The organism is Mycobacterium sp. ACS1612, assembly GCF_001667505.1.
Lineage (GTDB): Bacteria > Actinomycetota > Actinomycetes > Mycobacteriales > Mycobacteriaceae > Mycobacterium.
This window is the reverse complement of sequence record NZ_LZHZ01000058.1, coordinates 17,827-44,033: the sequence shown is the minus strand read 5'-3', so window position 1 is coordinate 44,033 and position 26,207 is coordinate 17,827. Positions and strand designations below refer to the sequence as shown.

At 67.0% G+C, this 26,207-nt stretch carries 31 protein-coding genes and 1 pseudogene; 9 read left to right on the top strand and 23 right to left on the bottom strand.

Annotated features, from left to right (window positions below; all coding sequences use genetic code 11):
- Both A5724_RS23220 and A5724_RS23215 read left to right on the top strand, forming a co-directional pair.
- The coding region (locus A5724_RS23220) for a thioester reductase domain-containing protein (RefSeq protein ID WP_156752419.1) at positions 1–1,764 on the top strand (1,764 nt) is incomplete at its 5' end.
- A 79-nt stretch (positions 1,765–1,843) separates the two neighbouring features.
- The gene (locus A5724_RS23215; protein ID WP_067807852.1) at positions 1,844–2,644 is read left to right on the top strand and encodes an MOSC domain-containing protein; all 801 of its coding nucleotides are present in this window, start codon (positions 1,844–1,846) and stop codon (positions 2,642–2,644) included.
- On the opposite strand, the gene A5724_RS23210 is transcribed toward A5724_RS23215, so the two are convergent.
- The 6 genes from A5724_RS23210 to A5724_RS23185 all read right to left on the bottom strand — a co-directional run bounded on the left by A5724_RS23210 (position 2,641) and on the right by A5724_RS23185 (position 6,219).
- Positions 2,641–3,027, bottom strand: a complete 387-nt coding sequence (locus A5724_RS23210) for a DUF1304 domain-containing protein (protein WP_067807849.1) — start codon at positions 3,025–3,027, stop codon at positions 2,641–2,643. The two genes, A5724_RS23215 and A5724_RS23210, sit on opposite strands and share 4 nt — an antisense overlap.
- Before the next feature lie 9 nt (positions 3,028–3,036).
- Positions 3,037–4,098: a Holliday junction branch migration DNA helicase RuvB gene (gene ruvB, locus A5724_RS23205; protein ID WP_067807847.1), complete on the bottom strand. Its 1,062-nt coding sequence runs from the start codon at positions 4,096–4,098 to the stop codon at positions 3,037–3,039.
- Positions 4,095–4,682 carry a Holliday junction branch migration protein RuvA gene (gene ruvA / locus A5724_RS23200; protein ID WP_067807844.1) on the bottom strand — a complete coding sequence of 196 codons (588 nt, stop codon included), beginning with the start codon at positions 4,680–4,682 and terminating at the stop codon, positions 4,095–4,097. Before ruvA ends, ruvB begins: the two co-directional genes overlap by 4 nt.
- Positions 4,679–5,254 (bottom strand): crossover junction endodeoxyribonuclease RuvC, encoded by a 576-nt coding sequence (gene ruvC, locus A5724_RS23195; RefSeq protein WP_067807841.1) that lies wholly within the window; start codon positions 5,252–5,254, stop codon positions 4,679–4,681. The genes ruvA and ruvC overlap by 4 nt, the downstream gene beginning before the upstream one ends.
- A 72-nt stretch (positions 5,255–5,326) precedes the next feature.
- The gene (locus tag A5724_RS23190) at positions 5,327–5,632 is read right to left on the bottom strand and encodes a hypothetical protein (RefSeq protein WP_067807838.1); all 306 of its coding nucleotides are present in this window, start codon (positions 5,630–5,632) and stop codon (positions 5,327–5,329) included.
- A complete protein-coding gene (locus A5724_RS23185) occupies positions 5,623–6,219 on the bottom strand; it encodes a TetR/AcrR family transcriptional regulator (protein WP_082965225.1) in 597 nt (198 codons plus the stop codon). Before A5724_RS23185 ends, A5724_RS23190 begins: the two co-directional genes overlap by 10 nt.
- A gap of 67 nt (positions 6,220–6,286) precedes the next feature.
- On the opposite strand from A5724_RS23185, the gene A5724_RS23180 reads away from it, so the two are divergent.
- Both A5724_RS23180 and A5724_RS23175 read left to right on the top strand, forming a co-directional pair.
- A complete protein-coding gene (locus tag A5724_RS23180; RefSeq protein ID WP_067807832.1) occupies positions 6,287–7,123 on the top strand; it encodes an alpha/beta fold hydrolase in 837 nt (278 codons plus the stop codon).
- A 21-nt stretch (positions 7,124–7,144) separates the two neighbouring features.
- A complete protein-coding gene (locus tag A5724_RS23175) occupies positions 7,145–9,103 on the top strand; it encodes a molybdopterin-dependent oxidoreductase (RefSeq protein WP_232004944.1) in 1,959 nt (652 codons plus the stop codon).
- Positions 9,104–9,184: 81 nt separating this feature from the next.
- On the opposite strand, the gene A5724_RS23170 is transcribed toward A5724_RS23175, so the two are convergent.
- From A5724_RS23170 to A5724_RS23100, 15 genes and pseudogenes are all read right to left on the bottom strand, one after another.
- Complete coding sequence (locus tag A5724_RS23170; RefSeq protein WP_067807827.1) at positions 9,185–9,604, bottom strand: ester cyclase; 420 nt, start codon at positions 9,602–9,604, stop codon at positions 9,185–9,187.
- Positions 9,604–10,359 (bottom strand): YebC/PmpR family DNA-binding transcriptional regulator, encoded by a 756-nt coding sequence (locus tag A5724_RS23165; protein WP_067807824.1) that lies wholly within the window; start codon positions 10,357–10,359, stop codon positions 9,604–9,606. The genes A5724_RS23170 and A5724_RS23165 overlap by 1 nt, the downstream gene beginning before the upstream one ends.
- Positions 10,360–10,436: 77 nt before the next feature.
- The gene (locus A5724_RS23160) at positions 10,437–11,108 is read right to left on the bottom strand and encodes an SDR family oxidoreductase (RefSeq protein ID WP_067807874.1); all 672 of its coding nucleotides are present in this window, start codon (positions 11,106–11,108) and stop codon (positions 10,437–10,439) included.
- A gap of 59 nt (positions 11,109–11,167) precedes the next feature.
- Positions 11,168–11,752, bottom strand: a complete 585-nt coding sequence (gene pdxT, locus A5724_RS23155) for a pyridoxal 5'-phosphate synthase glutaminase subunit PdxT (protein WP_067807821.1) — start codon at positions 11,750–11,752, stop codon at positions 11,168–11,170.
- Positions 11,749–12,591: an acyl-CoA thioesterase II gene (gene tesB / locus A5724_RS23150; protein WP_067807819.1), complete on the bottom strand. Its 843-nt coding sequence runs from the start codon at positions 12,589–12,591 to the stop codon at positions 11,749–11,751. The genes pdxT and tesB overlap by 4 nt, the downstream gene beginning before the upstream one ends.
- 10 nt (positions 12,592–12,601) lie before the next feature.
- The gene (gene pdxS, locus A5724_RS23145) at positions 12,602–13,450 is read right to left on the bottom strand and encodes a pyridoxal 5'-phosphate synthase lyase subunit PdxS (RefSeq protein ID WP_232004947.1); all 849 of its coding nucleotides are present in this window, start codon (positions 13,448–13,450) and stop codon (positions 12,602–12,604) included.
- Positions 13,451–13,584: 134 nt separating this feature from the next.
- Positions 13,585–14,618, bottom strand: a pseudogene (locus tag A5724_RS23140) (NUDIX domain-containing protein).
- Positions 14,615–15,739, bottom strand: coding sequence for a glycosyltransferase family 4 protein (locus A5724_RS23135; RefSeq protein ID WP_067807814.1), 1,125 nt, complete (start codon positions 15,737–15,739; stop codon positions 14,615–14,617). The pseudogene A5724_RS23140 and the gene A5724_RS23135 overlap by 4 nt, the downstream one beginning before the upstream one ends.
- The gene (locus tag A5724_RS23130) at positions 15,739–16,644 is read right to left on the bottom strand and encodes a phosphatidylinositol mannoside acyltransferase (protein WP_067807811.1); all 906 of its coding nucleotides are present in this window, start codon (positions 16,642–16,644) and stop codon (positions 15,739–15,741) included. The genes A5724_RS23135 and A5724_RS23130 overlap by 1 nt, the downstream gene beginning before the upstream one ends.
- Positions 16,641–17,312, bottom strand: coding sequence for a phosphatidylinositol phosphate synthase (gene pgsA, locus A5724_RS23125; RefSeq protein ID WP_067807808.1), 672 nt, complete (start codon positions 17,310–17,312; stop codon positions 16,641–16,643). Before pgsA ends, A5724_RS23130 begins: the two co-directional genes overlap by 4 nt.
- Positions 17,309–17,866: an HIT domain-containing protein gene (locus tag A5724_RS23120; protein ID WP_067807805.1), complete on the bottom strand. Its 558-nt coding sequence runs from the start codon at positions 17,864–17,866 to the stop codon at positions 17,309–17,311. The genes pgsA and A5724_RS23120 overlap by 4 nt, the downstream gene beginning before the upstream one ends.
- Positions 17,863–19,917 carry a threonine--tRNA ligase gene (thrS, locus tag A5724_RS23115; RefSeq protein ID WP_067807802.1) on the bottom strand — a complete coding sequence of 685 codons (2,055 nt, stop codon included), beginning with the start codon at positions 19,915–19,917 and terminating at the stop codon, positions 17,863–17,865. The genes A5724_RS23120 and thrS overlap by 4 nt, the downstream gene beginning before the upstream one ends.
- Positions 19,918–19,996: 79 nt before the next feature.
- Positions 19,997–20,416: a TIGR02611 family protein gene (locus A5724_RS23110; protein WP_067807799.1), complete on the bottom strand. Its 420-nt coding sequence runs from the start codon at positions 20,414–20,416 to the stop codon at positions 19,997–19,999.
- Positions 20,413–21,033 (bottom strand): PaaI family thioesterase, encoded by a 621-nt coding sequence (locus A5724_RS23105; protein WP_067807796.1) that lies wholly within the window; start codon positions 21,031–21,033, stop codon positions 20,413–20,415. Before A5724_RS23105 ends, A5724_RS23110 begins: the two co-directional genes overlap by 4 nt.
- 21 nt (positions 21,034–21,054) lie before the next feature.
- Positions 21,055–21,927 (bottom strand): aldo/keto reductase, encoded by an 873-nt coding sequence (locus tag A5724_RS23100; RefSeq protein ID WP_067807793.1) that lies wholly within the window; start codon positions 21,925–21,927, stop codon positions 21,055–21,057.
- Positions 21,928–21,964: 37 nt separating this feature from the next.
- Between A5724_RS23100 and A5724_RS23095 the strand changes: the two genes are divergently transcribed.
- The 3 genes from A5724_RS23095 (at position 21,965) to A5724_RS23085 (ending at position 24,212) form a co-directional block, all read left to right on the top strand.
- Complete coding sequence (locus A5724_RS23095) at positions 21,965–22,462, top strand: DUF1990 family protein (RefSeq protein WP_067807790.1); 498 nt, start codon at positions 21,965–21,967, stop codon at positions 22,460–22,462.
- Positions 22,463–22,498: 36 nt separating this feature from the next.
- Positions 22,499–23,200, top strand: coding sequence for a GAF and ANTAR domain-containing protein (locus A5724_RS23090; RefSeq protein ID WP_082965228.1), 702 nt, complete (start codon positions 22,499–22,501; stop codon positions 23,198–23,200).
- 142 nt (positions 23,201–23,342) lie between these two features.
- Positions 23,343–24,212 (top strand): L,D-transpeptidase family protein, encoded by an 870-nt coding sequence (locus tag A5724_RS23085; protein WP_067807785.1) that lies wholly within the window; start codon positions 23,343–23,345, stop codon positions 24,210–24,212.
- An 80-nt stretch (positions 24,213–24,292) separates the two neighbouring features.
- Here A5724_RS23085 and A5724_RS23080 read toward each other — a convergent pair whose 3' ends face one another.
- Positions 24,293–24,799, bottom strand: coding sequence for a hypothetical protein (locus A5724_RS23080; protein ID WP_067807871.1), 507 nt, complete (start codon positions 24,797–24,799; stop codon positions 24,293–24,295).
- A gap of 351 nt (positions 24,800–25,150) precedes the next feature.
- On the opposite strand from A5724_RS23080, the gene A5724_RS23075 reads away from it, so the two are divergent.
- Positions 25,151–25,561, top strand: coding sequence for a phage holin family protein (locus A5724_RS23075; RefSeq protein WP_197518761.1), 411 nt, complete (start codon positions 25,151–25,153; stop codon positions 25,559–25,561).
- Positions 25,548–25,844, top strand: coding sequence for a DUF3618 domain-containing protein (locus tag A5724_RS23070; protein WP_067807868.1), 297 nt, complete (start codon positions 25,548–25,550; stop codon positions 25,842–25,844). The genes A5724_RS23075 and A5724_RS23070 overlap by 14 nt, the downstream gene beginning before the upstream one ends.
- Here the strand turns inward: A5724_RS23070 and A5724_RS23065 are convergent.
- Positions 25,841–26,152 (bottom strand): hypothetical protein, encoded by a 312-nt coding sequence (locus tag A5724_RS23065; protein WP_067807778.1) that lies wholly within the window; start codon positions 26,150–26,152, stop codon positions 25,841–25,843. The genes A5724_RS23070 and A5724_RS23065 overlap by 4 nt on opposite strands.
- Between the last annotated feature and the right edge of the window lie 55 nt (positions 26,153–26,207).

The following is a 26,207-nucleotide window of genomic DNA, read 5'->3' as shown; positions in this document are numbered from 1 at the left end:
GAGATTCCGCGCGACTTCATCATCGAGACAACACCGTTCACGCTGGAGAACGGGCTGTTGACCGGTATCCGCAAGCTGGCGCGGCCCAAGGTCAAGGAGCACTACCGCGATCGGCTCGAACAGCTCTACGCGGACCTGGCCGACAGCCAGGCCAACGAACTGCGGGAGTTGCGCCGGCATGGCGCCGATCGTCCGGTGCTGGAGACCATCAGCCGGGCGGCGGGTGCGCTGCTGGGTGCGGCGGCAAGCGACCTACAGCCCGACGCGCACTTCACCGATCTGGGCGGAGATTCGCTGTCGGCGTTGACATTCGCCAACCTGCTGCACGAGATCTTCGACATCGAGGTACCCGTAGGTGTGATCGTCAGCCCCGCCAACGACCTTGCTGCGCTGGCGGCCTACATCGCGGCCCAACGCCAACCCGGCAGCAAGCGGCCGACGTTCGCGTCGGTGCACGGCCGCTCGGAAAAGCCGATCACCGAGGTGCACGCGGCCGACCTGACCCTCGACAAGTTCATCGACGCCAAGACCCTCGCGGCGGCGCCGTCGCTGCCAGGCCCCAGCAACGAGGTGCGCACCGTGCTGCTCACCGGCGCAACAGGATTCCTGGGCCGCTACCTGGCGCTGGAATGGCTGCAACGGATGGACCTGGTCGACGGCAAGGTGATCGCCCTGGTACGCGCCAAGGACGATGCGGCAGCCCGCGACCGGCTGGACCAGACATTCGACAGCGGTGACGCCGAATTGCTGCGCCACTACCAGGATTTGGCGGCCGACCACCTCGAGGTGATCGCAGGCGACAAGGGGGAAGCCAACCTCGGCCTGAGCCCACAGACCTGGCAGCGGCTGGCAGATACGGTCGACCTGATCGTGGACCCCGCCGCGTTGGTCAACCACGTCCTGCCCTACAGCCAGCTCTTCGGGCCCAACGCGGTGGGCACCGCCGAACTGATACGCATCGCGCTCACCACCAAGCGCAAGCCCTACATCTACGTGTCCACGATCGGTGTGGGGGCGGGCATCGAGCCCGGCCAGTTCACCGAGGACGGCGACGTGCGCGTCTACAGCGCCACCCGCAAAGTCGACGACACCTACGCCAACGGCTACGGCAACAGCAAATGGGCCGGTGAGGTACTGCTGCGCGAGGCCAACGACCTATGCGGCCTTCCCGTTTCGGTGTTCCGCTGCGACATGATCCTCGCCGACACCACCTATGCCGGCCAGCTCAACGTGCCCGACATGTTCACCCGGCTGATGCTGAGCCTGGTGGCCACCGGGATCGCGCCCGACTCCTTCTACCAACTCGACGCCGACGGCAACCGGCAGCGCGCGCACTACGACGGCCTGCCGGTGGAATTCATCGCCGAGGCCATCTCGACGCTGGGGGCGCACGTCACCGAAGGGTTCCAGACCTATCACGTGATGAACCCCTACGACGACGGCATCGGCCTCGACGAATACGTCGACTGGCTCATCGACGCCGGCTTCGCTGTACGCCGCGTCGGCGACTACGCCGACTGGCTGCAGCGCTTCCACACCGCGATGCGCGCCCTGCCCGAACGCCAACGCCAAGCCTCACTGCTACCGCTACTGCACAACTATCAGCATCCCCAACCACCGATCCACGGATCCATCGCCCCAACCGACCGATTCCGCACCGCCGTGCAAGAGGCGAAAATCGGCCCCGACAAAGACATCCCACACATAACGCGGGACATCATCATCAAATACATCACCGATCTGCAGCTGCTCGGCCTGCTCTGATCCAACTCGGCAGTGCGGTTTCTCGCGCGATCCGCCCTCTTCGCGTGAGGAACCGCACTGTCGGGTATATGTCGTAGCCATGCGCGTAGGAAGCCTGCACCGCTACCCGGTCAAATCAATGCTCGGCGAGACGGTCACCACTCTGTCGGTCGACCCACGAGGCGCCGAGGGAGACCGGCGGTTCGCCTTGCTGGACGACGCCACCGGAAGAATCGCCAGCGCCAAGCAGGCCCGGTTGTGGCGCGCTCTGCTGCAATGCCACGCCAGCACGGTCGACGGCCAGGTACGCATCGCGCTTCCCGACGGCGTCACCACCACGCCCGACCAGGAGGGCGCCGACGACGTGTTGTCCGCGCTGCTGCATCGGCGGGTCCGACTAATTGACCACCGGCCGGAAGGAGCCGCGCTAGAGCGTGCGGACCCGGATCAAGTGCTCGACCTCGGCGAGGACGCCGAAGTGGACGCGCCGCTTCTGGAGATCGGTCAGGCGACGCCGGGCGATTCGTTCACCGATCTGGCCCCGTTGCACGCGATCACCACCGCCACCGTCGAGCGCATCGGAACCGAACCTCTGCGCTACCGCCCGAACATCGTGATCGAGACTCCCGCCGAGTTTCCCGCGTACGCCGAAAAGGATTGGACCGACCGCACTTTGACCGTAGGCGGGGTGCGGATGCGGGTGATGGGCGCGACGCCTCGCTGTGCGATACCCACACTCGAACACGGCCCGTTACCGCGTGCCCCGCACGCTCTACGCACGCCCGCGGCCGAGAACCGCGTCGACACCTTGGGCCTCGGAGTGCTGCCGTGCGCCGGGGTCTACCTGGAAGTCCTCGACGACGGACCGATCCGGAGTGGCGACCCGGTCCGCCTGGACTAGAGCGTCAGGGACAGCCCGACCAACACGACCGCGATCAAGGGCAGGACCCCCTGCGTGATCGCCGCGCGCGCCTTGTCCGGGGACGACACCAGCAGCACGATCGCCGCGGCCAGCATCGACCCTGTCCCCGCGAAGATCAGCGCCAACCCGGCGTCGCGATGGTCGGCGACCGCGAGCACCAGGCCGATCACCGTCACGATCGCCAGGAACAGGTTGTAGAAGCCCTGATTGAACGCCAGTTCCTTGGTGGCCACCGCTTCTTCTGCGGAGATGCCGAACGTCGCGCGGGTGCGCGGCGACGTCCAGGTCAGCGACTCCATCACCCAGATGTAGACGTGCAGCAGGGCCGCAAGGCCCGCGAAAACCAAACCGGCATAGAACAATTCGGCCCCCTAGTCGAACAGTCCGACCTGACCCAGGCCGTTGACCCCGCTGGGCGGTGTCATGCCGAGATGTGTCCACGCCTGGGCGGTTGCGACCCGCCCGCGCGGGGTCCTGGCGATCATCCCCGCGCGCACCAGGAACGGCTCGCACACCTCTTCGACGGTGGTGGCTTCCTCGCCGACCGCGACGGCCAGCGTCGACACCCCGACCGGGCCGCCGCCGAAACTGCGTGTCAGCGCCGACAATACGGCACGGTCGAGCCGATCGAGGCCGAGCTCGTCGACGTCGTACACCTCGAGCGCCGCCTTGGCGATGTCGCGGGTGATCACACCGTCGGCACGCACCTCCGCATAGTCACGGACGCGGCGCAGCAGGCGGTTGGCGATACGCGGGGTACCGCGCGAGCGGCGGGCGATCTCCGCGCCCGCGTCGGCGCCCACCTCGATGCCGAGGATGCCGGCCGACCGCGACAGCACCCGCTCCAACTCGGCGGGCTCGTAGAAGTCCATGTGTGCGGTGAACCCGAACCGATCGCGCAGCGGCCCGGTCAGCGCACCGGAGCGGGTGGTGGCCCCGACCAAGGTGAACGGCGCCACCTCGAGCGGAATCGACGTGGCACCAGGGCCTTTGCCGACCACCACGTCGACCCGGAAATCCTCCATGGCCAGATACAGCATCTCCTCGGCGGGTCTGGCGATGCGATGGATCTCGTCGATGAACAACACGTCGTGCTCGACCAGGTTGGACAGCATCGCGGCCAGATCGCCCGCGCGCTCCAGCGCCGGACCGGAGGTGACCCGAAGCGACGAACCGAGTTCGGCGGCGATGATCATGGCCAGCGACGTCTTGCCGAGACCCGGCGGACCCGACAGCAGAATGTGATCCGGTGTGCCGCCGCGGTTCTTGGCGCCCTCGATAACCAGTTGCAACTGCTCGCGCACCCGCGGTTGGCCGATGAACTCGCGCAGTGTGCGCGGCCGCAGGCTGGCGTCGATGTCGCCCTCACCGACGGTCAGCGCCGGCGACACCTCGCGGTCGTCGGGTTCCTCGCCCTCTTCGAACCGGCTCACTTCTTGCCCAGCATCGACAGCGCCGACCGCAGCGCGCTGGACGTGGTGGCCTCTGGCTCGTTGGCAAGCACCTTGTCGGTGGCCTCCTCGGCCTGCTTGACCGCAAAGCCAAGGCCGACAAGCGCTTCCACCACCGGGCCGCGCACCGAGTGCCCGTTCAGCGTCACAGCGCCCGACGCATGCACAGCGCCGATCTTGTCACGCAGTTCGAGCACCATACGCTCGGCACCGCGCTTGCCGATGCCCGGCACCCGGGTCAACGCGGTGACGTCACCGTCGGCCAATGCCTGGCGCAGCGAGGGCGCGTCATAGACGGCAAGGGTGGCAAGCGCGATCTTCGGGCCCACCCCGGACACCCCGAGAAGCGTCAGGAACAGATCCCGTGCGTCGGCGTCGGCGAAGCCGTACAGCGTCTGCGAATCTTCCCGCACGATCATGGCCGTGATCAGGCGAGCCTCGCTGCCGCGGTGCAACGTCGCCAGTGTGGTCGGGGTGGCCATCACCTTGTAGCCGACGCCGCACGCCTCGATCACCACGTGGTCGAGTGCGATGTCGAGGACTTCCCCGCGAACGGATGCGATCATCGTGCCGCCTTCGCCTTGGCCTGCGTAGCTTTCAATGTGGCCTTGTACTTGCGTTGTTGTTCGGCGGCCAGCGCCTGAGCCGCCGCCATCCTGGCGATCATCGGGGCCCGCCAGCAGTGGCAGATGGCCAGCGCCAGTGCGTCGGCGGCGTCGGCAGGCGTCGGTTTGGCTTGCAGAGCAAGGATTTTGGTGACCATCGCGGTGACCTGGGCCTTGCCCGCGTTGCCGTTGCCTGTCACCGCGGCCTTGACCTCACTGGGCGTGTGGAAGTGCACGTCGATGTTGCGTTTCGCGGCGGCCAGCGCGATGACGCCGCCCGCCTGCGCGGTGCCCATCACCGTCGAGACATTCTGCTGCGAGAACACCCGCTCGATGGCGATCACGTCGGGCCGGTGGGTGTCCATCCAGTATTCGACGGCGTCGCTGATGGTCAGCAGCCTTCGGTGCAGCGGGTCATCGGACGGGGTACGCACCACGTCGACGTCGAGCGCGGTGACCTGTCGACCGTGGCCGCCCTCGATCACGGACAGCCCGCAGCGGGTCAGCCCGGGGTCGACTCCCATCACACGCACGTCAGGCCCCTTCTGTGAACACCTGTTCGAGAGCTTAACGGGATGCGGCGACCAGATCGGGGAAGACACGCATCAGATCGTGTAGCTGCCGGAGCGGTCACCCTTGGCGATCTGCAGGGCGATGTCGTTGATCCGCGCCTTCGCTTTGCGTCCGCCGCGGACCAGTTCGCGCCCGACTTCGTGGCCATCGCGCTCGACCACGACGACCCAGCGCGCACCGAGGAACTTCGTCAGCAGCCAGAACGGCCACACCGCCACGAACAGCAGGCCGATGACGATCTCGATCAGGTCGGTGAAGTCCAGTAGATCGCCGGGAAATGGCCACCAATCGCGGTGCACCGACCAGGCCCTACCGTGTGGGTCTACGACTACTGCCATGCGGACATCTTGGCGGTCAGCGCGACGCCGCGGTACTGCGGGGACAGCGCACGGCCGGCGGCCAGCAGCGGTTCGGTGCTGCGCAGCGTGCGGCCCAGCACGAACGCGCCTTCCAGGGCACCGATCAGCGAGAGGGTGACCTGGCGGGCCTGCGACTCGTCGAGACCGCGCGACGCGAAGTATGCGCTGCCGTCGTCGATCCACGCGGTGAACACGGTCGCCGACGCCTCGCGCAGCTCCTCGACCGTGTCGGCGACCTCGGCGGCCACGCTGGCCACCGGGCACATGTTCGCGAAGCCGGTGCCCGCCATGTCCTCGGCGGCCTGGGTGAACACGGCGTCGATGGCCTCGCCCAGGTCGGTGTGCTCGTCGACGATCGACGGGATCAGCAGCGCGTAGGCGGCGCCTGCGTTGATCAGCGCCTCACGCGCGATCTGCACCTTGCCGCCGCGGAAGTGGTGGTACAGCGAGCCGATCGGCGCGCCGGAGGCCTCGGCGATGTCCTTCATGCCGACCGCGCCGTAGCCCTTGTGCCGCATCAACTCCGCCGCCGCCGTCAGGATCGATTCCCTGGTGGACCTTGCCATTCTCGCCTCCCGACTACAGACTAGAGCATACGTTCTAGAATCAACGTTCTAATAACGAAAGGTCATCATGAAGTCCGTCGAGGTCACCGCAGGAACGATCGAATACCGCGAGGAGGGCGATCCTGACGGTCGCCCGGTCGTGCTGCTGCACGGCCTGCTGATGAACGACGCGCAGTGGAATCTGGCGCTGCCGCTGCTACCGCCCGGCTTCCGCTATCTGCTGCCGGTGCTGCCGCTGGGCGGGCATCGCATCCCGATGCGCGAGGACGCCGACCTGACCCTGCGCGGAATGGTCGACATCGTCGGCGACTTCCTTGATGCGACGGGTCTGGACGACGTGACCCTGGTGGTTTCGGACTGGGGTGGGCCGCTCTTCCTCACCGACGCAGGCCGAGACAAACGCGTTGGGCAACTGGTGATCTGCCCGTCGGAGGCGTTCGACAACTTCCCGCCCGGCCTGCCCGGCAAAGTCGCATGGTTGGCCAGCCGCAACACGCTGACGGTGTCGCTGGCGATGCGTCAGCTCAAGATCGGCTGGCTGCGCAGGCGGTGGCTGATATTCGGCCAGATGGCGAAAAATCCTGTCCCCCAAGGCATCGTCGACCAGTGGCTGGCCGCAGGCCTGGCCGACAGCCGTGTCAGGCGCGATCTCGTCAAGTACTGCCACACCAAGTTCGACGACGCGGACCTGATCCGGGCCACCGAGCGGCTGTCCGAGTTTCACGGCGATGCACTCGTGTTGTGGAGCCACAACCCGGTGATGCCCGACGAACACGCCGCACGCCTGGCCGACCTCACCGGCGGCACCTTGCGCTACGTCGAGGACGCCAACGTGTTGGTGATGCTGGATCAGCCCGAGCAGACGGCGCGAGAAATCGGGGCGTTCCTGACAGCCGGAGAGTAACGTTCTGCGACCGTGAGAACGGTGCGCAGCTTCTGCCGGGTCTGCACATCGGTGTGCGGCATCCTCGTCGACGTCGACGACGACCGGGTGGTCGCGGTGCACGGCGACGGGGAGCATCCGTTCTCGCGTGGCTACACCTGCCCGAAGGGCCGTGCGTTGCCGCAGATTCACCACCACCCGGACCGGTTGGAGCGCCCGCAGATGCGGGTCGACGGCGCACTGCGGGACACCACCTGGGAGGCCTGCCTCGACGACCTCGGCGGCAGGCTGCGCGCGATCATCGACGCCTACGGGCCCGCGTCCGTCGGGATCAACTTCGGCACCGGCGTCGGCATGGACGCCCTCGGCTACCGGGTTGCGCAACAGTTACATGCTGCGATCGGCACGCCCGCCAAGTTCAGCCCGCTGACCATCGACGGCACCGCGAAGGTGTTGATGGCGGAACTGATGGGCGGTTCGGCGGCGCTGACCGCAAGGCCGGACTACGACAACGCCGTGCTTGCGATCTTCATCGGCAGCAATCCCGTTGTCTCCCACGGTCATAGCGTCGGGATGCCGAATCCGCGCGGTGTCATGCGCGATCTGGTCAGGCATGCCGAGGTGTGGGTGGTCGACCCCCGCCGCACCGAGACCGCGCGCATGGCCAGCCATCACCTCGCGCCGCGGCCCGGCACCGACTACGCGGTGCTCGCCTACCTGGTGCGGGAAATGCTGCGCGACGGCGTCAAGGCGGCCGCGCAGGATGTCGACGCGCTGGCGGCCGCGGTCGAACCGTTCACCGCGCAGCATGCGGCGGCGGTCGCCGACGTTGCCGAGTACGACCTCGAACAGCTACTGGCCGCGGTGCGCAGGGCGGGCCGCATCGCGGTCGACACCGGCACCGGTGTCACGATGTCTCCGAGCGCCAATGTCACGCAATGGCTTTCCTGGGCGCTGCTGGTGCTGACCGATTCGATGAACCGCCCCGGCGGGATGTGGTTCCACCCTGGGTTCGGCTACCAACTCGAGAGCTTCGACTTGCCGGTCACTCCTCCGGAGGGCCGGTTCGGGCCAGGGCCGCGCAGTCGTCCTGAGACGCAGGCGTTCCTGCGGGAGTGGCCGTGCGCCGCGCTGCCCGACGAGATCGACGCGGGCAACATCCGCGCGTTCCTCAACCTCGGCGGCAGCCTGCTCACCGCGTTTCCCGACGCCGGATCGCTGCGGCCCGCACTGGAGAAGCTCGACGTGTTGGCCACTACCGAGATCCTGCCCAACGAGACCACGGCGTTGTCGACGCACGTGCTGCCCACGAAGGGTCAACTGGAACGGCCCGACGTGACACTGTGGGATTTCCTGTGTCCGCGGGTGTCGGCGCAGCACACCGACGGGGTGGTTGCGCCTGTGGGGCAACGCCGTTCGATGTGGTGGGTGTTGACGGAGATCGGCCGCCGACTCGACCACGATCTGGCCGATACCGCGGCTACCGACGAGGCGATGCTGGCACAGATGAGCGCCGGCGGACGCGTGTCCTACCACGAACTCGTCGAAACCGGTTGGGCCACCGTCGATCACGAGCTGCCAGCGTCGTGGGTGGACCGGCACATCGAACGGCTGGGAGGCTGGCGGCTGGCGCCCGAGGTGCTCGTCGAGCAGTTGCACACGCTGCGTGAGCCGGCTCCGTTGATGCTGGTGCCGCGGCGACAACTGCGACGGCTCAACGCGCAACTGGAGTTCCTCGGTGAGGTCCCCGAGGTCATGCTCAACCCGGACGACGCGGCGGCGGCGGGTGTCGCCGACGATGAGCGGTTGATCGTGCGCACTGACCACGGTGAGCTGACCGGCATCGCCAGGGTGGACGCGTCGATGCGCCGCGGCGCCGTGTCGGTGCCCCACGGACACGCCGGGGCGAACGTCAACGTGTTGACGAGTAAGGACGACATCGACTCGGTGACGGGGATGACGCGCTATTCGGCGATTCCCGTCAGGGTGTATCCGGCGTGACGTCCTGACCGCGAAGTTGCAGTTACCGCGGAAAAGTGCGACGAGACGCCTGCGCGACATCTGCAGTCTCGGCGCACGACCTCAGGCCGGGAGCACGCCGATCTGCTTCATCTGCGCGTAGACGTCGACGACACCCCACGTCTCGACGATGCGGCCGTCGGTGAAGCGGAACATGAACATCTCGTTGTAGGTGACAGGCTTGCCGGTGGGCGCGACACCCATGAACTCACCGCGATGGGTGCCGCGGACCGTCGTCCGTGTCACCACCTTGTCGCCTTCGGCGATCACGTCCTCGACCGTGAGGTGGATGTCGGGATAGATCGCGAACAGCGCCGCCCAGATCTGCTTGAGCGCCTCGGGGCCCGTCGTGTCGATGGGCAACGGGGTGCGGATCACGGCGTCGGGGTGGACCACCTCGTCGATGGTCTTGGCCAACTCCGCCATGTCGCCGCTGTTGGCGGCCTCATGGAACCGCTTGACCACCGCCTTGTTGGCGGTCACTACTCCTCGTCGAGAAGGGCGGCGACGTCGTCGGGGATGTCGACATTGGTGTAGACGTCCTGGACGTCGTCGAGGTCCTCGAGCGCGTCGATCAGCTTGACCACCTTGCGGGCGCCGTCGAGGTCCACGGGCACGCTGACCGACGGCTGAAAGCTGGCCTCCGCCGACTCGTAGTCGATGCCCGCCTCCTGCAGCGCGGTCCGCACGGCAACGAGATCGCTTGGCTCACAGATGATTTCGAAGGTGTCGTCGAGGTCGTTGACCTCTTCTGCACCCGCTTCGAGCACCGCGGTCAGCACATCGTCCTCGGTGAGCCCGTCCTTGGCCAGCGTCACCACACCCTTGCGGGAGAACAGGTACGACACCGATCCGGGGTCGGCCATGTTGCCGCCGTTGCGGGTGACCGCGACCCGCACCTCGCCGGCGGCCCGGTTGCGGTTGTCGGTCAGGCACTCGATCAGCACGGCCACCCCGTTGGGGCCGTAGCCCTCGTAGGTGATGGCCTGATAGTCGGCGCCACCGGCCTCCTCGCCGGCGCCACGCTTGCGGGCCCGCTCGATGTTGTCGTTGGGCACCGAGTTCTTCTTGGCCTTCTGAATCGCGTCGTACAGCGTGGGGTTGCCGGCGGGGTCACCGCCACCGACGCGCGCGGCCACCTCGATGTTCTTGATCAACCGCGCGAAGTTCTTGCCGCGGCGGGCATCGATCACAGCCTTCTTGTGCTTGGTGGTGGCCCACTTGGAATGGCCGCTCATGCAGGTACTGCTCTCTTTCTTGCGGGGTAAGTCCGAAGAACGAGTCTACGTGGCGGTTTACCTGCAATCGAACCGCATCAGCTGGACAGCTGCGCCTTCACGTGGCGCGTCAGGTCGTCGGCGATGACCTCCGGCTCACCTGCGAAAAGGCCGTCCAGTGCCAGCTTCGCCACCACGGACGGGTCGGTCTTGCGGTCGGCAGGGGCGTGCGCGGCCATATCGGTGTCCATGTATCCGACGTGCAGGGACGCGACGTGGATGCCGCGCGGCGCGAGTTCCTGCCGGATCGCATCGGTCATCGCCCAGCCCGCCGCCTTCGCCGCAGAGTAGGCGCCGAACTCCGGCGCGTGGGCCCACGACAACACCGAAAGCACGTTGAGGATCGACCCGCCACCGTTGCTCTCGATGACCGGAACGAACGCGCGCGTGACGGCGAGCGTGCCGAGGAAATGGGTCTCGATCTCCAGGCGCACGTCGTCGAAGGAGCCCGACAGCAGGTTCGCGGCTGTCGAGACACCCGCGTTGTTGATCAGCACGTTGACGTCGGTCGCCAATTCTGCTGCCCTGGCGACGGATCCGGGATCGGTGATGTCGAGTTGGACGGGGATGACGCCGGGCACGTCGACGGTCTCGGGGCGCCGTGCGCCGCCGTACACCTTGGCGCCGCGCGCGACGAGTTGTTCGGCGAACCGCTTACCAAGTCCGCGGTTGGCTCCAGTGACGAGTGCGGTGATCTGTTCGGTAGTCATGCTGCATGCAAGCCGCATTACGTACCGACCATTCCATAATTAGCGAATTGTGACGCGGATCACAGCATGTCGACGAAAAGCTTGTGGATGCGGCGGTCGCCGGTCATCTCGGGATGAAACGCCGTCGCCAGCACGCGGCCCTGCCGGACCGCGACGATGTGACCGGCGGCCCGGCCCAGCACCTCGACCTCGGGGCCGACCCTTTCCACCCACGGCGCCCGGATGAACACTGCGTGCACGCGATCGTCGAGCCCTTCGAACGGGAAATCCCCCTCGAACGAGTCGACCTGACGGCCAAAGGCGTTGCGGCGCACCGTCATATCGATGGCTTTTAGCGGGACGGCTTCACGGCCGTCGGCGCCCGCGTCCAGGATCTCGGTGGCCAGCAGAATCATCCCGGCGCACGATCCGTACGCGGGCATACCCTCGGCGAGCCGCGCCCGCAGCGGTTCGAGCAGTTCGAACTCGCGCAGCAGATGGCTCATCGTGGTGGATTCGCCACCGGGTATCACCAGCGCGTCGACGGCCTCGAGTTCGGCGACCCGGCGCACGGTCGCGGCCTCTGCCCCCGCTTCGCGCAGCGCCGCCAGGTGTTCACGGGTGTCGCCCTGCAACGCGAGCACACCGACCTGCGGGGCACTCATGGCTTCTGGTAGTCGCGTTTGTAGCGGGTCAGCCCCTCCTGCATCACCGCCGCCACCATCTCCCCGGTCTGGGTGAAGATCTTGCCCTGCGTCAGCGAGCGGCCACCCGACGCCGACGGCGACGACTGGTCGTAGAGCAGCCATTCGTCGGCCCGGAACGGGCGCATGAACCACATCGCGTGATCCAGCGACGCCACCATCAGGTGCGGGCGTTCTTCGATGTGGTTGACCTGGGCGGAGCCCAGCAGCGTGAGGTCGCTCATGTAGGCCAGCGCGCAGATGTGCAGGACGGGGTCGTCGGGCAGCGGATCACGATGCCGGAACCACACCTGCTGTTGCGACGCCTTTCCTGGCAGCAGCTTCATCTGGTCGCGCGGCACGATGCGCACGTCCCATTCTGCAAACTGCGCGAAGCCCGCGTCGTCGAACGCTCCGCCCTTGGAGATGAACCCTGGCAGGTCGTCCGGTGGCGGCGCGTACGGCATCGCGTCCTGGTGCTCGATGCCGCTCTGGTCGCTCTGGAACGACGCCGACATCGAGAAGATGGTCTCGCCGTGCTGGATGGCGTTGACGCGCCGCGTGACGAACGAACCGCCGTCGCGGAGGCGTTCGACGGTGAAGACCGTCGGTGCCGTGGCGTCGCCCGGCCGCAGGAAGTAGCCGTGCAGCGAATGCACCGCAAAGCGCTCGTCCACTGTGCGCACCGCCGACACCAGCGACTGGCCCGCCACGTGACCGCCGAAAGTACGTTGGAAATAGCCGGATTCGGGGCTGAAGACACTTCCGCGGTAGATGTTCACCTCGAGTTGTTCGAGGTTGAGGATCTCTTCGATCGCCATCTATTCTTGTTTACCAGCCGCGTTCGGCGAGCCGGTGCGGGGCCGCGATGTCCTCCACGTTGATGCCGACCATGGCCTCGCCCAGCCCGCGTGACACCTTGGCCAGCACGTCGGGGTCGTCGTAGAACGTCGTCGCCTTGACGATCGCCGCGGCACGCTGCGCCGGGTCGCCGGACTTGAAGATGCCCGAACCGACGAACACCCCCTCAGCACCCAGCTGCATCATCATCGCCGCATCGGCCGGCGTGGCGATGCCACCGGCGGTGAAGAGCGTGACCGGCAGCTTGCCCGCCCGCGCCACCTCAACGACCAGTTCGTAGGGCGCCTGCAATTCCTTTGCCGCCACGTACAACTCGTCTTCCGACAGCGACGTCAACCGACGGATCTCACCGCCGATCTGCCGCATATGCGTGGTCGCATTCGACACGTCGCCGGTGCCGGCCTCACCCTTGGAGCGGATCATCGCCGCGCCCTCGGTGATGCGCCGCAGCGCCTCACCCAGGTTGGTCGCACCGCACACAAACGGCACGGTGAACTTCCACTTGTCGATGTGATGGCTGTAGTCGGCCGGGGTCAGCACCTCGGACTCGTCTATGTAATCCACACCCAGGCTCTGCAGAATCTGCGCCTCGACGAAATGCCCGATACGCACCTTGGCCATCACCGGGATCGTGACCGCGGAGATGATGCCCTCGATCATGTCCGGGTCGCTCATCCGCGACACCCCGCCCTGGGCGCGGATGTCGGCAGGCACCCGCTCCAACGCCATCACCGCGACGGCGCCTGCGCCCTCAGCGATGCGGGCCTGCTCGGGGGTGACGACGTCCATGATCACGCCGCCCTTGAGCATCTCGGCCATGCCGCGCTTCACCCGCGCCGTCCCGGTCTGGCTGTTGGCAGACCCATTCGATCCAGGTGCGGTATCCACTGTTATCTCCTCCAATTGCTACTGATCCAGTCTAGAGGGGGCGGCAAATGCATTGAATCCGCACATCAGCGAATGACTTGCAGCTGCCGTTCGCGTGTACCGCTCTGCACGTCGGCAAGCATGTTCGCGTCGTCGAGAAGCTCGCCTAGCTGCAGCGGGTACACAGTTTCGCCCTTGGCGACCAGTTCGTCGATCATTGTCGCATCGCACCAGCGGTGACCGTGAATCGTGCGGCGCTCCAACTCCGTGTGACCACCCGTCGCTGGCACGAAGCGCCTGGTGCGGTGGACGAAAAACAACTCCTCGCTATGGATCACCGCGCCGTCGAACTCGAATACCGCCTCACGCCGCCAGACCGGACCGACGAGTTCGGTGGGCATCACCTGTAGGCCGGTCTCCTCGGCGACTTCCCGCGCCGCGGCGTCGACCAGCGCCTCCCCTGGTTCCACCGCCCCGCCGATGGTGAACCACCACCGGGGAGCGTCGGCGGTGGCGGGGTCTGAGCCGCAGAACAGCAGCACCGCACCGTCCTCGTCGAGCAGAACCACCCGGGCAGACGTGCGCAGTGTCACCGCCATCCGACCTCCGGCGGCGAGACCTGCGCGCGTTCGGCGATTTCGAAATAGCTTGGCAGCGCTGCGGTTCCGCCGAGCCGAAGGATGCGCACCGCAGGCCGCTCACGCAGCGCCAGCGTGTCACGGACGGCGTCGTTGTGGAACCGGCGGGCGAGCAACACCCGCGCCTCGGCGTCGGCGAGCTCGGCGACCAGAGCCACCGGCAGCGACACCGGATCGACGAACGCAAGCGCGGCCGAGAGCTCGTTCTCGGCGGCCTCGCGGCCGGCGCGCGGCGACCGCTCCGCCGCGTCGGCCAGCGCCGCCAACCGCTTGCCGTCGGGCCCGCCTGCGTACGCCTCGACGGCGACCGCTCGTGCCACCACCGCACGGCGGGCCAGCGCGCCGTCGAGCGCCTGCCACGACAGGTCGTAGCGCACGTGCAGCCGGTCCAGCCGGTGCGCGGTCTGGTAGGCCCACGCGGCGATCAGCAGGAACACGGCGACCAGCACGGCCAGCGCGACGACCACTACCCACGTGATCAACTTGCCACCTTGACCTTGGTCCCCGCGCCCGCGACGGTTTCGTAGACCCGCATGATCTGCCGCTCGACGACCGACCAGTCGTAGCGTCGCACCACCTCGGTGGCCTCGGCGACGTAGCCGGCCCGCAGCGAGTCGTTCTCCAGCATCTCGATGATTCCGGCGGCCATGGCCGCCGGGTCGTCGACCGGCACCAGTCGGCCTGCCTTGCCGTCGACCAGCACCCGACGGAACGCATCGAGGTCACTGGCCACCACCGGGGTGCCCGCCGCCATCGCCTCGACGAGCACGATGCCGAAGCTCTCGCCACCGAGGTGCGGGGCGCAGTACACGTCGGCGCTACGCATCGCCGACGCCTTCTGCGCATCGTCGACCTGGCCGAGGAAGCGCAGATGCCCGGCCAGCTCTCCGGCGTTCTCGCGAAGTTCGTCCTCGTCGCCGCGGCCGACGATGAGGATCTCTAGGTCGGCGAACCGCTCCACCAGGGCGGGCAGCGCGCCGAGCAGCACGGCCATGCCCTTGCGCGGCTCATCGAAGCGGCCCAGGAACAGCACCGTCTTCCCCGGTCGCGGATAGCCGTCGAGAAGCGGCGCATGCGCGAACGACCCCACGTCCACACCGTTGGGGATTTCCACCGCGTCGCTGCCGAGCGCCTCCATCTGCCAGCGCCGCGCCAGATCCGACACCGCGATCCGGCCGACGATCTTCTCGTGCATCGGCCGCAGAATCGGCTCGAAGACGCTGAGCGTCAACGATTTCGTCGTGGACGTGTGGAAGGTCGCGACGATCGGGCCCTCGGCGATGTTCAGCGCCAGCATCGACAAGCTGGGCGCGTTGGGCTCGTGCAGATGCAGCACATCGAAGTCGCCGTCGGCCAGCCAGCGCTTGACCATGCGGTGGGTAGCGGGGCCGAACCTCAGCCGGGCCACCGACCCGTTGTAGGGAATGGGTACTGCCTTGCCACCGGACACCACGTAGTCGGGCAGTTGCACATGCGGCGACGACGGCGCCAGCACGCTGACGTCGTGACCCCCGCGATGCATCACCTCGGCCAGTTGTAAGACGTGCGACTGCACGCCGCCGGGGACGTCGAACGAATACGGGCAGACCATGCCGATACGCATTACGTCTCCAGTTTCGCCCTACGCTCGTCCGAAAGATCGGCTATCCACTGCGGCTGGATCATGTGCCAGTCGGCGGGGTGGGCGCCGATGTTGGCCGCGAAGTGGTCCGCCAGTTTCTGGGTGATGACGGAGACGTCGCCGGATGAGGTGTCCAGCGGCTCGCTGAACTTGAACCCCCACCCGCGTTCGGTGAACCAGCAGTGCACCGCCATCAGGTCCGCGCCCGTCTCGATGGCGAGCTTGGCCGATCCTGCGGGCATCCGGGTGGGCTCCCCGAAGAAGTCGACCTCGACGCCGTTGCGGCTGAGGTCGCGGTCGGCCATCAGGCAGACGGGACGACCGGCACGCAACCGTTCGGTGAGAACCTCGAACGGCGGCCGCTCCCCGCCCGTCAACGGCAGCATCTCGAACCCGAGACTTTCCCGGTAGGCGATGAAGCGGTGGTACAGCGATTCGGGCTTGAGCCGCTCGTTGACGGTGGTGAACGTGCCGTGTCTCCACACCAGCCAGACCCCGGCCATATCCCAGTTGCCGCTGTGCGGCAGCGCCATGATCGCGCCACGGCCCGCATCCAGCGCGGCCGCGATGTGCTCCTTGCCCTCGAAGCACCCGTCAAGCAGTTCGCCCTGCTTCTCCAGATCCATCGAGGGCAACCTGAACGCCTCCCGCCAGTACCGCGCGTGGGAGGACAGCGAAGCACGAATCAGCTCGTCGGGCACCTGTTCTGGCGTGGTGCCGATGACCCGGGCCAGGTTCTTGCGTAGCTGTGCGGGGCCGCCACCGCGGGCCGCGTACCGCGCGCCCGCATCAAATGCGTTGCGTGCCACGGACTCCGGCATGGCGCGCACCAGCCGCCACCCGGTGGCGTAACCCAGATCGCTGATCTGCCCCCCGAACGGGATCACGGCTGGGTCGCCTCGGGTTTGTCGCCGTTGGCCGCCTTGGATTTCGTCAGCCGATCCATCGCGCCCGGCGACGTTCGCACGCTGTGCATGCGCTGCCCTACGGTCACCAGGCTGGCCACCGCCAACACCCACATTGCGATGTGCAGCAGCCACAGCACGCCGAACAGACCGGACAGCCCCGCCCCGACGAGCACGATGATGAGCCGTTCCGGCCGCTCGATGATGCCGCCGTCACCGGACAGCCCACTGGCTTCGGCGCGAGCCTTGATGTAGGAGATGACCTGCGAGGTGACCAGGCAGATCAGCGTGGCCACCACCAGCGAGGTGCTCTGCATCCCGAACGCCGCCCACCACAGCAGGCCGCAGAACACCGCGCCGTCGCCGATGCGGTCGCAGGCGGCGTCCAGCACCGCCCCGAACCGGGTGCCGCCACCGCGTTCACGTGCCATCGCCCCGTCGAGCATGTCGGCGAGCACGAAGAACCACACCGCGACCGCGCCCCACCACAATTCGCCGATCGGGAACAACGTCAATGCGCTCAGCACCGTCCCGGCCGTGCCGAGAATCGTGATGCTGTCGGGTGTGAACCCCGCCCGCAGCGCGGCCTTGGCGACCGGCGTCGACAACTTCGCGTACGCCGCGCGGGTCAACAGGTAGAAGTTGCTCACGGCTGCTTTGCCCACTCGGTCGCCAACAACTCACGGGTCTCACGCAACAGTTGCGGGACGATCTTCGAGCCACCGATGATCGTGATGAAGTTCGCGTCGCCGCTCCACCGCGGCACCACATGCATGTGCAGGTGCTCGGCCAGCGACCCGCCCGCCGAGCTACCCAGGTTCAAGCCGACGTTGAATCCGTGCGGACGAGACACCGACTTGATCACCCGAATCAGCTTCTGCGTGAACGCCATCAGCTCGGCGCTCTCCTCAGGCGTGAGGTCTTCGAGTTCGGACACCCGCCGGTACGGCACCACCATCGAGTGGCCGGGGTTGTACGGATACAGGTTGAGCACGACGTACACCAGTTCGCCACGGGCGACCATCAGCCCTTCTTCGTCGGGCATCCCGGGGATGTCGGTGAACGGCTCGCGCGACGCCGCCGAACCGCCCTTCATCGGCGCCTCGGCGATGTAGGTCATCCGGTGCGGTGTCCACAACCGCTGCAGGTGGTCGGGTTCACCGACGCCGTGGTCAACGATCGTCCGATCGTCGGGGTCACTCACTTGGTCGCGCCTACTTCGAGCAGTTCAGCAGTGGGAGCGGCGTTTTCGCGGCTGGAGATCCACTTGGCGATCGCGGCGATCGCGTCCTCGCGCGGCACGCCGTTGACCTGGGTGCGGTCGCCGAAGCGGAAGCTGACCGCGTTGGCTTCGACGTCGCGGTCACCCGCCAGGAGCATGAACGGCACCTTCTGGTTGGTGTGGTTGACGATCTTCTTGGCCATCCGGTCGTCGCTGGCGTCGACCTCGGCCCGGATGCCGTGCGACTTCAGTTGCGTGACAAGGCCGTTGAGGTACGGGATGTGGTCGTCGGCCACTGGGATGCCGACCACCTGCACCGGCGCCAGCCACGCCGGGAAGGCGCCCGCGTAGTGCTCGGTGAGGATGCCGAAGAACCGCTCGATCGACCCGAACAGCGCGCGGTGGATCATCACCGGCCGCTGCCTGCTGCCGTCCGCGGCTGTGTATTCCAACTCGAAGCGTTCGGGGAAGTTGAAGTCCAGCTGGATGGTCGACATCTGCCAACTGCGGCCGAGCGCGTCCTTGACCTGCACCGAGATCTTGGGGCCGTAGAACGCCGCGCCACCCGGATCCGGCACCAACTCCAGCCCCGAGGCCGCACCGACCTCGGCCAGCACGTTGGTGGCTTCCTCCCACAACTCGTCGGACCCGACGGACTTCTTCGGATCCTTGGTCGAGAGCTCGAGGTAGAAGTCGGTCAGACCGTAGTCACCGAGCAGTTCGAGGATGAACCGCAGCAACGAGGTCAGCTCGTCGCGCATCTGGTCGCGGGTGCAGTAGATGTGGGAGTCGTCCATCGTCAACCCGCGTACCCGGGTCAGCCCGTGCACGACGCCGGACAGCTCGTAGCGGTAGACGGTGCCGAACTCGAAGAGCCGCAACGGAAGTTCGCGATACGACCGCCCCCGCGACCGGAAGATCAGGCAATGCATCGGGCAGTTCATCGGCTTGAGGTAGTAGTCCTGGCCGGGCTTGCGTACCGTGCCGTCCTCGTTGAGTTCGGCGTCGAGGTGCATCGGCGGGAACATTCCGTCGGCGTACCAGTCGAGGTGCCCGGAGATCTTGAACAGCTCCGCCTTGGTGATATGCGGGCTGTTGACGAATTGGTAGCCGGCCTCGATGTGCTTGCGCCGCGAGTAGTCCTCGAGTTCGCGGCGGATGATGCCACCCTTGGGGTGGAAAACCGCTAGGCCGGAACCGATTTCGTCGGGAAAGCTGAACAGGTCCAGTTCGGCGCCGAGCTTGCGATGGTCACGACGCTGCGCTTCGGCGATGAATTCGAGGTGCGCATCCAGCGCTTCCTGCGACTCCCATGCGGTGCCGTAGATGCGTTGCAGGCTGGCGTTGTTCTGGTCGCCGCGCCAGTATGCCGCCGAGCTGCGGGTCAGCTTGAACGCGGGAATGTAGCGCGTCGTCGGGATGTGCGGACCGCGGCACAGATCGCCCCACTCGCGTTCGCGGGTACGGGGATTGAGGTTGTCGTAGGCGGTGAGCTCGTCACCGCCGACCTCCATCACGTCGGGGTCGCCGGACTTGTCGTCGACGAGTTCGAGTTTGTACGGCTCGTTGGCGAGTTCTTCGCGGGCTTCCTCTTTGGAGGCGTACACCCGCCGCGAGAACAGTTGGCCCTCCTTGACGATCTGGCGCATACGCTTCTCGAGCGCCTCCAGATCCTCCGGCGTGAACGCGCGGGGCACGTCGAAGTCGTAGTAGAAGCCGTCGGTGATGGGCGGCCCGATACCGAGCTTGGCCTCGGGGAACATGTCCTGCACCGCCTGCGCGAGCACATGCGCCGTCGAGTGCCTGATCACGCTGCGGCCCTCGTCGGTGTTGGCGGCCACCGGTGTCACCTCGACGTCGGCATCCGGCGTCCACGAGAGATCGTGCAGCCGGCCGTCGGCGTCGCGCACGACCACGATGGCGTCTTCGGCGCCGCGGCTCGGCAGGCCGGCCTCCCGGACCGCTGCCCCTGCGGTGGTCCCGGCAGCGACCCGGATCGGGGCTGCTAGGGCGGGGCTGGCGGGCGCGCTCATCGGTGACTCTCCAAACTTTCGGTGAAACGGGCGGTGTGCGGGTCGGCACTGAACGCGACCATGCTATCGGGGTCGGTGGTCATGCCCCCAGGCCAATGGGGCTGCGCAGCCACCTGGCCTCGATACCGACCAGCCCGGCGGCCCAGCCGAGCGCGCCGAGCAGCCAGAGGGTGGCGAGCACCACGGCGGCTGTGAAGGCCGCGCCGAGCAGCTGCACCCACAGTCCCTGTGCCTTGAACCAAGCCATCGCCGTGTCGTAGCGCGTCCGCGTGTAGGCGAGCAGCCGTCGCGCCCAGTCGAATTCGGTGGCCAGAATCGCGAGGCCGACGAAGACGATTGCCCAGCCGGGCCCGGGATACGGGATCGCGAGGATGCCGACGCCGAGGACCGCAAGCCCGATTACTGCGATGCCAATGCGGTAGCCGAATTCGACGCGCGGGCGCTCGCGCAGTCGGTCGCGCCACCGCGCCCAGCGCCGTTTGACCTCCGACGGCTTCACGGCTGCCCCGGGTTCAGCTTGACGAACAGCGCGTTGGCCTCGGCCAGCACGGTGTCCCCGTCGAGCACCCGGCCCGAGATGAACATCTTGCGGCCGTCGACGCGGTCCACCCCGGCGTCGACCTGCAGTTCCGTCTCGATCGGCACGATCTTGCGGTAGTCGACGTGCAGGAAGGCGGTGCGCTGATAGAGGCTTTGCGTCAGCCGGAACGCGGTGTACCCGAGCAGCGAGTCGAACAGTTGCGCGATGCATCCGCCGTGGGCTGCGCCGTTGCGGCCAAGGTGGAAACGCCGAAAGCAGACGCTGCCTGCGACTCGCCCATCGTCGGTCTTGTGGTACTCCCCCGGGATGCCCAACACGCTGCCCCGGTTGGGCAGGTCCATCCTGCGGCCCGACGGTGACGACCACTCGTCCGCGTCGTAGGGCGCCAGCAGGTTGGACGCGGCCTCGATCAGATCGGCAGCCTGGGTGATCACGTCGTCGGGCGCGTCCGCGGCGCGCGCATGGTCCTGCAGCGTGCGGACTGCCTCGACGAATCGGCCGTAGTCGGGTCCGCCGTGGGCGGTGGGCTCGGCTGGGCTGAAGTCTCCACCGCGATGCTCCTGTGCGTAGGCCACCCGGTCACCGTATTGGTTGCCTCAGCTGTCGGCGGACCCGGCTTTGCTCAGCGTGTCGAACTCGGCGTCGGACAGCTCGATTTTCGCGGCCGCCACGTTCTCCTCCAGGTGCGCGACCTTGGACGTGCCAGGGATCGGCAGCATCACCGGCGAGCGCTTCAACAGCCAGGCCAGCGCCAGCTGGGACGGGGTGGCATGGTGCTCGTCGGCGATGCGCTGTAGCGGGCCGCCTGGCGCGGCCAACGGTCCGGCCGCCAGCGGGAACCACGGGATGAACCCGATGCTGCCGGCTTCGCACGCGTCGAGCACCGGCTCGGCCGACCGGACGGTGATGTTGTACATGTTCTGCACCGACACGATCGTCGCGGTCTTCTGCGCCGCCTCGAGTTGATCGACGTCCACCTCGGACAGCCCGATGTGGCGGATCTTGCCCTCCTGCTGCAGCTTCACCAGCTCGCCGAGCTGGTCCTCGGCGGGGAACTTGGGGTCGATCCGATGCAACTGGAACAGGTCGATGGTGTCGACGCCGAGCCTGCGCAGGCTCAGCTCGCATTCCTGGCGCAGATACGCGGGGAAGCCCAGCGGCGACCATTCGTCCGGCCCGGTGCGCAGCAGGCCTGCCTTCGTGGCGATGACCACACCGTCGTACGGGTGCAGCGCCTCGCGGATCAGCTCCTCGGACACGTACGGCCCGTACGAGTTCGCGGTGTCGATGAAGTTGACGCCGAGCTCGACGGCGCGGCGCAACACCCGGATGCATTCGTCGTGATCTGCGGGCGGACCCCAAACGCCCGTTCCGGTCAGGCGCATCGCGCCGAAGCCCAGACGGTTGACCGTGAGGTCACCGCCGAGGGTGAACGTTCCGGATGCGTGCGCGATGCTTTGCGTCGTCATTTCACAGACCGTACGCCCGCGATGAGAAGGTGTCCTTGTGAAGCTGCTGGACCTCGCGGGGCTGCCGCTGACGTACCCCGAAGTGGGAGCCACGGCGGCCGCGTTACCTGAGGGATACCACCATGTACGGAAGTCGGCGGTGATCGGGCGGGGGCGGCGACGGTTCGAGGACGCGGCCGCCGAAGGCATGCGGTGGGGCATGCTGCGCGGCGCCGGTCTGCGCGTCGATGCGACCAGCGAGGTGGCCGTCACGGGAGCGGAGGTGCTGGTGCACCTGGGCCCGGTGGCTGCGCCATGCCGCGTGGTGTACATCGTCGACGAACCGGACCTGCGCGGGTTCGCCTACGGGACGCTGCCGGGTCACGCCGAAAGCGGTGAAGAACGCTTCATGGTGCGCTACGACCTGGCCTCCGACGAGGTACACGCGGAAGTGACCGCGTTCTCGCGGCACGCCACGTGGTGGAGCAGGCTCGGCTCGCCCGTCACGTCGGTGATCCAGCGAGTCGTCACCGACCGTTATTTACGGGCGTTGTAATTCGGCACCGGGTTGACGGAAGATCGAGGGGTGACGTTGAACGACCGAGGCGACGTGGAGGCTACCCACCTTCGCATTGCTCAACTGGTGCAGGCGCTTCATAGCCGGGCGGATGCGGACGCCGACACGGTGCTCGACGAACTGGTCGAACACGCCGCGGTCGAGATCCCTGGCGCCGACTACGCGGGCATCACGGTCACCCGCAACGCCAAACACATCGACACCCCCGCCGCGACGCACAAGTGGCCTATCTTGCTCGACGAGGTCCAGCAACGCCATCGCGAAGGCCCGTGCCTCACCGCCGCCTGGGAAGAGAAGATCGTGCACGTCGCGGACCTCGAGACCGACGACCGGTTCCCGAGCTACCGCCGGGATGCGCTAGAGCAGACGCCGATCCGGGCCATCATCGCGTTTCAGTTGTTCATCGCCGACGAAACCATGGGTGCGCTCAACGTCTACGCCGAGCGATCGAACGCGTTCGACGATTCATCGCGCGACATCGGGCGGGTCTTCGCTGCACATTCCTCGGTGGCCTGGAATTCGGCGCGGCGGGAAGAACAGTTCAAGCGCGCGCTGGCCAGTCGGGACATGATCGGCCAGGCGAAGGGCATGATCATGGAGCGTTACGGCGTCGACGCGGTGCAGGCGTTCGAGGTGTTGCGCAAGCTGTCACAGGACTCGAATGTCCCCCTGGTCCAGGTGGCCACCGACCTCATCACGAAGGCCCAGGACAGCTAGCTGTTCACAGCCGCGGGTATCCACCGTGGCCAAAGCGTGATGGATCCTTGACCGAAATGCCAAGGCGCACCTACACATCGAACTCCGCGCGGCACCCTACGATCTAATTAACACTGTTGTTATTTCAAAGGAATCAAAAGGCATGCGTGGGGTTGCGCTGTGTGTTCTTGCGGTACTCGGGATCAACGCGGTGATGGCTGCCGGGCCTGCCGACGCCAGCATGGCGGTCACGAACCGGGCGAACGTTCCTGCCCCTGCGGCGAATCCGTTGCTCAAGCCCGCGATCGCGTCGGTGCAGCCGGCTCGCGGCCAGGTGGTCGGGGTGGCGCACCCGATCGTGGTGACGTTCAACGCGCCGGTGCTCGACAAGCACGCCGCGGAACGCGCGATCGGCATCACCTCCGCCCCCGCGATGACGGGCGAGTTCGACTGGCTCGACAACCGCGTCGTGCAATGGCTGCCCGACCGCTTCTGGCCGGCGCACAGCACGGTGGCACTGTCGGTGGGTGGGTTCAAGACCGAATTCCAAACGGGCCCAGCGGTTATCGGCGTCGCCAGCATCTCCGACCACACCTTCACGGTGACCATCGACGGCGCCGACGCGGGACCTCCGTCCGAACTGCCCGCCCCGCATCACCGACCGCACTGGGGTGAGCCCGGCGTGTTCCCGGCGTCGATGGGCAGACCGGAGTATCCAACACCCGTCGGCACCTACACCGTGTTGTCGAAGGAACGCGACGTGATGATGGACTCGAGCAGCGTCGGCATTCCGGTCGACGCTCCCGACGGGTACCTGCTCGACGTCGAGTACGCCGTACGCTTCACTCGCCGTGGGCTTTTCGTGCATTCGGCGCCGTGGGCGGTCAACTCGCTCGGCTATGAGAACACCAGCCACGGGTGTGTCGGACTCAGCACCGAGGACGCCGAGTGGTACTTCAACACCGCCAACGTCGGCGACCCGATCATCGTGCAGGAGAACAGCATCGAGGTGCCCCGCGCAGTGCCGAACTGAAGCGGGAGTCCAAACGTTTCGGCCCGGCGGCGGATCGGTACTCGCCGCCGGGCCGAACCCGGTTCAGGATGTGTGCGCGGTCAGCCTGTCGGGCCTGGGGTGATCGGTTGACCGTCCACGGGCGCACCAGGTGGCGGCGGACCGGTCGGAGCACCCTTGCCTGTGCCGGCCATCTCGACCAGAGGCGCACCGCCGGCCAGCGGCGCAGCCGCAGGGATCGGCGCGCCCACCGGCAGCCCGCCCACCGGTACCGGGGCACCCACTGGCACCGGAGCGCCGACCGGCACCGGAGCGCCGACGGGAACCGGAGCACCAGCAGGTACCGGCGCCACGACGGGAACCGGCCCCGGCAGGGCCATCGGAACACCAGCCATTTCGGACAGTGGCGCGCTGGGAGCGCATGCGGCGGCTGCCGGTGCCGCAGCGGCAGCGGGAGCCGCGCCCGCCGATGACTGCAAGCATGCGTAATCCTCGCCGCCGGTGACCAACGGGGCGGCTGCCACTTGCGGGCTCAACGCCATCGCGGCACTGCACAATACAGCGCCAGCAGCAACTACTGTGACGGTGACTCGATCAAAGATCGTCATCGACATCGAACCCTTCATTCGCGCTCAGCCATTCGGCTTTCAGGTGGTGCGGCAAAGCCGCGTGCCGTACAGAAGTCGTGTTGAACGACGACGTTAATTATCAGCAGCCAACGTCGGCGGCGCGCCCCGGCGCACCACACTGTGTCCAAATGGTGACGTACGGCTTCGGAATCCCGCAAAACCCGTTGACGTGCAACGATCTTGAAAAGCCAAGCGCTGCTTCACCACCGCGGATTCGCAGTTATCCAACTGATGCCACGTCGAAGCCGACCCGTCATCGGGTTTTCGGCGCAGCGTTGATGGGCATCACTGAGAAGGGAGGACACGAACTAGGACAGGGGTTGGTATGTGATGAGTGTCGAGTCGAAGCAGACCGCGGAGCCCACGATCGGTGAATTGATGGGCCAGCTGTCGTCACAGGTGTCGCGGCTGATCCGCGACGAGATGCGGCTTGCGGAGAAGGAATTCCAGCAATCCGCCAAACACGCCGGCATCGGCGCGGGACTGTTCAGCGTGGCGGGCCTGCTCGCGTTCTTCGGTGCGGCCACCGTCATCGCCGCCGCGGTCGCCGCGCTGTCGCTGGTGTTACCGGTGTGGGCTGCCGCGCTGATCGTCGGCGCGGTGTTGATCCTCGCCGCGGGCATTGCCGCGTTCGCCGGACGCAGCCAAGCCAAGGAGGTCACCCCGGCGGCGCCGCGAACCGTCGAGACGGTTAAGGCAGATATACAAGAGATCAAGGATGCGCGCCATGGCACAGCCTGACCCGTTACCGCAGGAGCCCGGCCCCGACGCCGGCGTCGAAGACATTCAGGCCGACATCGAACGCACTCGAAAAGAGTTGGGCGACACCGTCGGCGCACTGTCGGAGAAGCTAGACGTGAAACAGCGCGCCAAGGACAAGGCCGCCGAGACCAAACAGCGCGTCGTCGACACGACGCACCACGTGGGCCGGGTGGCGACCCAGCCGAAAGTCGGTGCGCCGATCATCGCAGTCGTGGCCGGTGCCGCAATCGTCGCGTTGGTCCTGTGGCGCAGGCGTCGCTAGGTACGGACCAACAACACCGAACAATCCGGATATCCCAAGATGGGGTGGCAATTCGGCATCGTCAGCGTGGCGGCCGCGCCGGCGTCGGCCGCACCGACCACCGCTAGTTGAACGTCTGCGCCGTCGCCGTCGGACTGCCGATACTGTCGACCGGTGCCTGCGGCGACAACTTCGACGGGTACGTCCGGATAACGGCGGATCCAACTGTCGACGCGCCGATCCACTTGTCGCACGGTCGCTTTCCGAAGACGCCCTTCCTGCATCGCGAGGTGCACGCGTGCGTCATTGTCCGGTCGGTCATCGAGCACGATCGCACGTTATCCAGAGCGCTCACGGCCTCATTAGGGCCTTTGGTCGTCGACG

Coding starts and splice junctions, on each gene's coding strand:
- A5724_RS23080 (WP_067807871.1), bottom strand. CDS start 24,799: ATGACGATCTTTGATCGAGTCACCGTCACAGTAGTTGCTGCTGGCGCT.
- ruvA (WP_067807844.1), bottom strand. CDS start 4,682: ATGATCGCATCCGTTCGCGGGGAAGTCCTCGACATCGCACTCGACCAC.
- A5724_RS23180 (WP_067807832.1), top strand. CDS start 6,287: ATGAAGTCCGTCGAGGTCACCGCAGGAACGATCGAATACCGCGAGGAG.
- A5724_RS23100 (WP_067807793.1), bottom strand. CDS start 21,927: ATGACGACGCAAAGCATCGCGCACGCATCCGGAACGTTCACCCTCGGC.
- A5724_RS23160 (WP_067807874.1), bottom strand. CDS start 11,108: ATGACTACCGAACAGATCACCGCACTCGTCACTGGAGCCAACCGCGGA.
- A5724_RS23215 (WP_067807852.1), top strand. CDS start 1,844: ATGCGCGTAGGAAGCCTGCACCGCTACCCGGTCAAATCAATGCTCGGC.
- A5724_RS23135 (WP_067807814.1), bottom strand. CDS start 15,739: ATGCGTATCGGCATGGTCTGCCCGTATTCGTTCGACGTCCCCGGCGGC.
- thrS (WP_067807802.1), bottom strand. CDS start 19,917: ATGAGCGCGCCCGCCAGCCCCGCCCTAGCAGCCCCGATCCGGGTCGCT.
- pdxT (WP_067807821.1), bottom strand. CDS start 11,752: ATGAGTGCCCCGCAGGTCGGTGTGCTCGCGTTGCAGGGCGACACCCGT.
- pdxS (WP_232004947.1), bottom strand. CDS start 13,450: ATGGCCGAGATGCTCAAGGGCGGCGTGATCATGGACGTCGTCACCCCC.
- A5724_RS23070 (WP_067807868.1), top strand. CDS start 25,548: ATGGCACAGCCTGACCCGTTACCGCAGGAGCCCGGCCCCGACGCCGGC.
- A5724_RS23185 (WP_082965225.1), bottom strand. CDS start 6,219: ATGGCAAGGTCCACCAGGGAATCGATCCTGACGGCGGCGGCGGAGTTG.
- A5724_RS23085 (WP_067807785.1), top strand. CDS start 23,343: ATGCGTGGGGTTGCGCTGTGTGTTCTTGCGGTACTCGGGATCAACGCG.
- tesB (WP_067807819.1), bottom strand. CDS start 12,591: ATGGCGATCGAAGAGATCCTCAACCTCGAACAACTCGAGGTGAACATC.
- A5724_RS23075 (WP_197518761.1), top strand. CDS start 25,151: ATGAGTGTCGAGTCGAAGCAGACCGCGGAGCCCACGATCGGTGAATTG.
- A5724_RS23165 (WP_067807824.1), bottom strand. CDS start 10,359: ATGAGCGGCCATTCCAAGTGGGCCACCACCAAGCACAAGAAGGCTGTG.
- A5724_RS23190 (WP_067807838.1), bottom strand. CDS start 5,632: ATGGCAGTAGTCGTAGACCCACACGGTAGGGCCTGGTCGGTGCACCGC.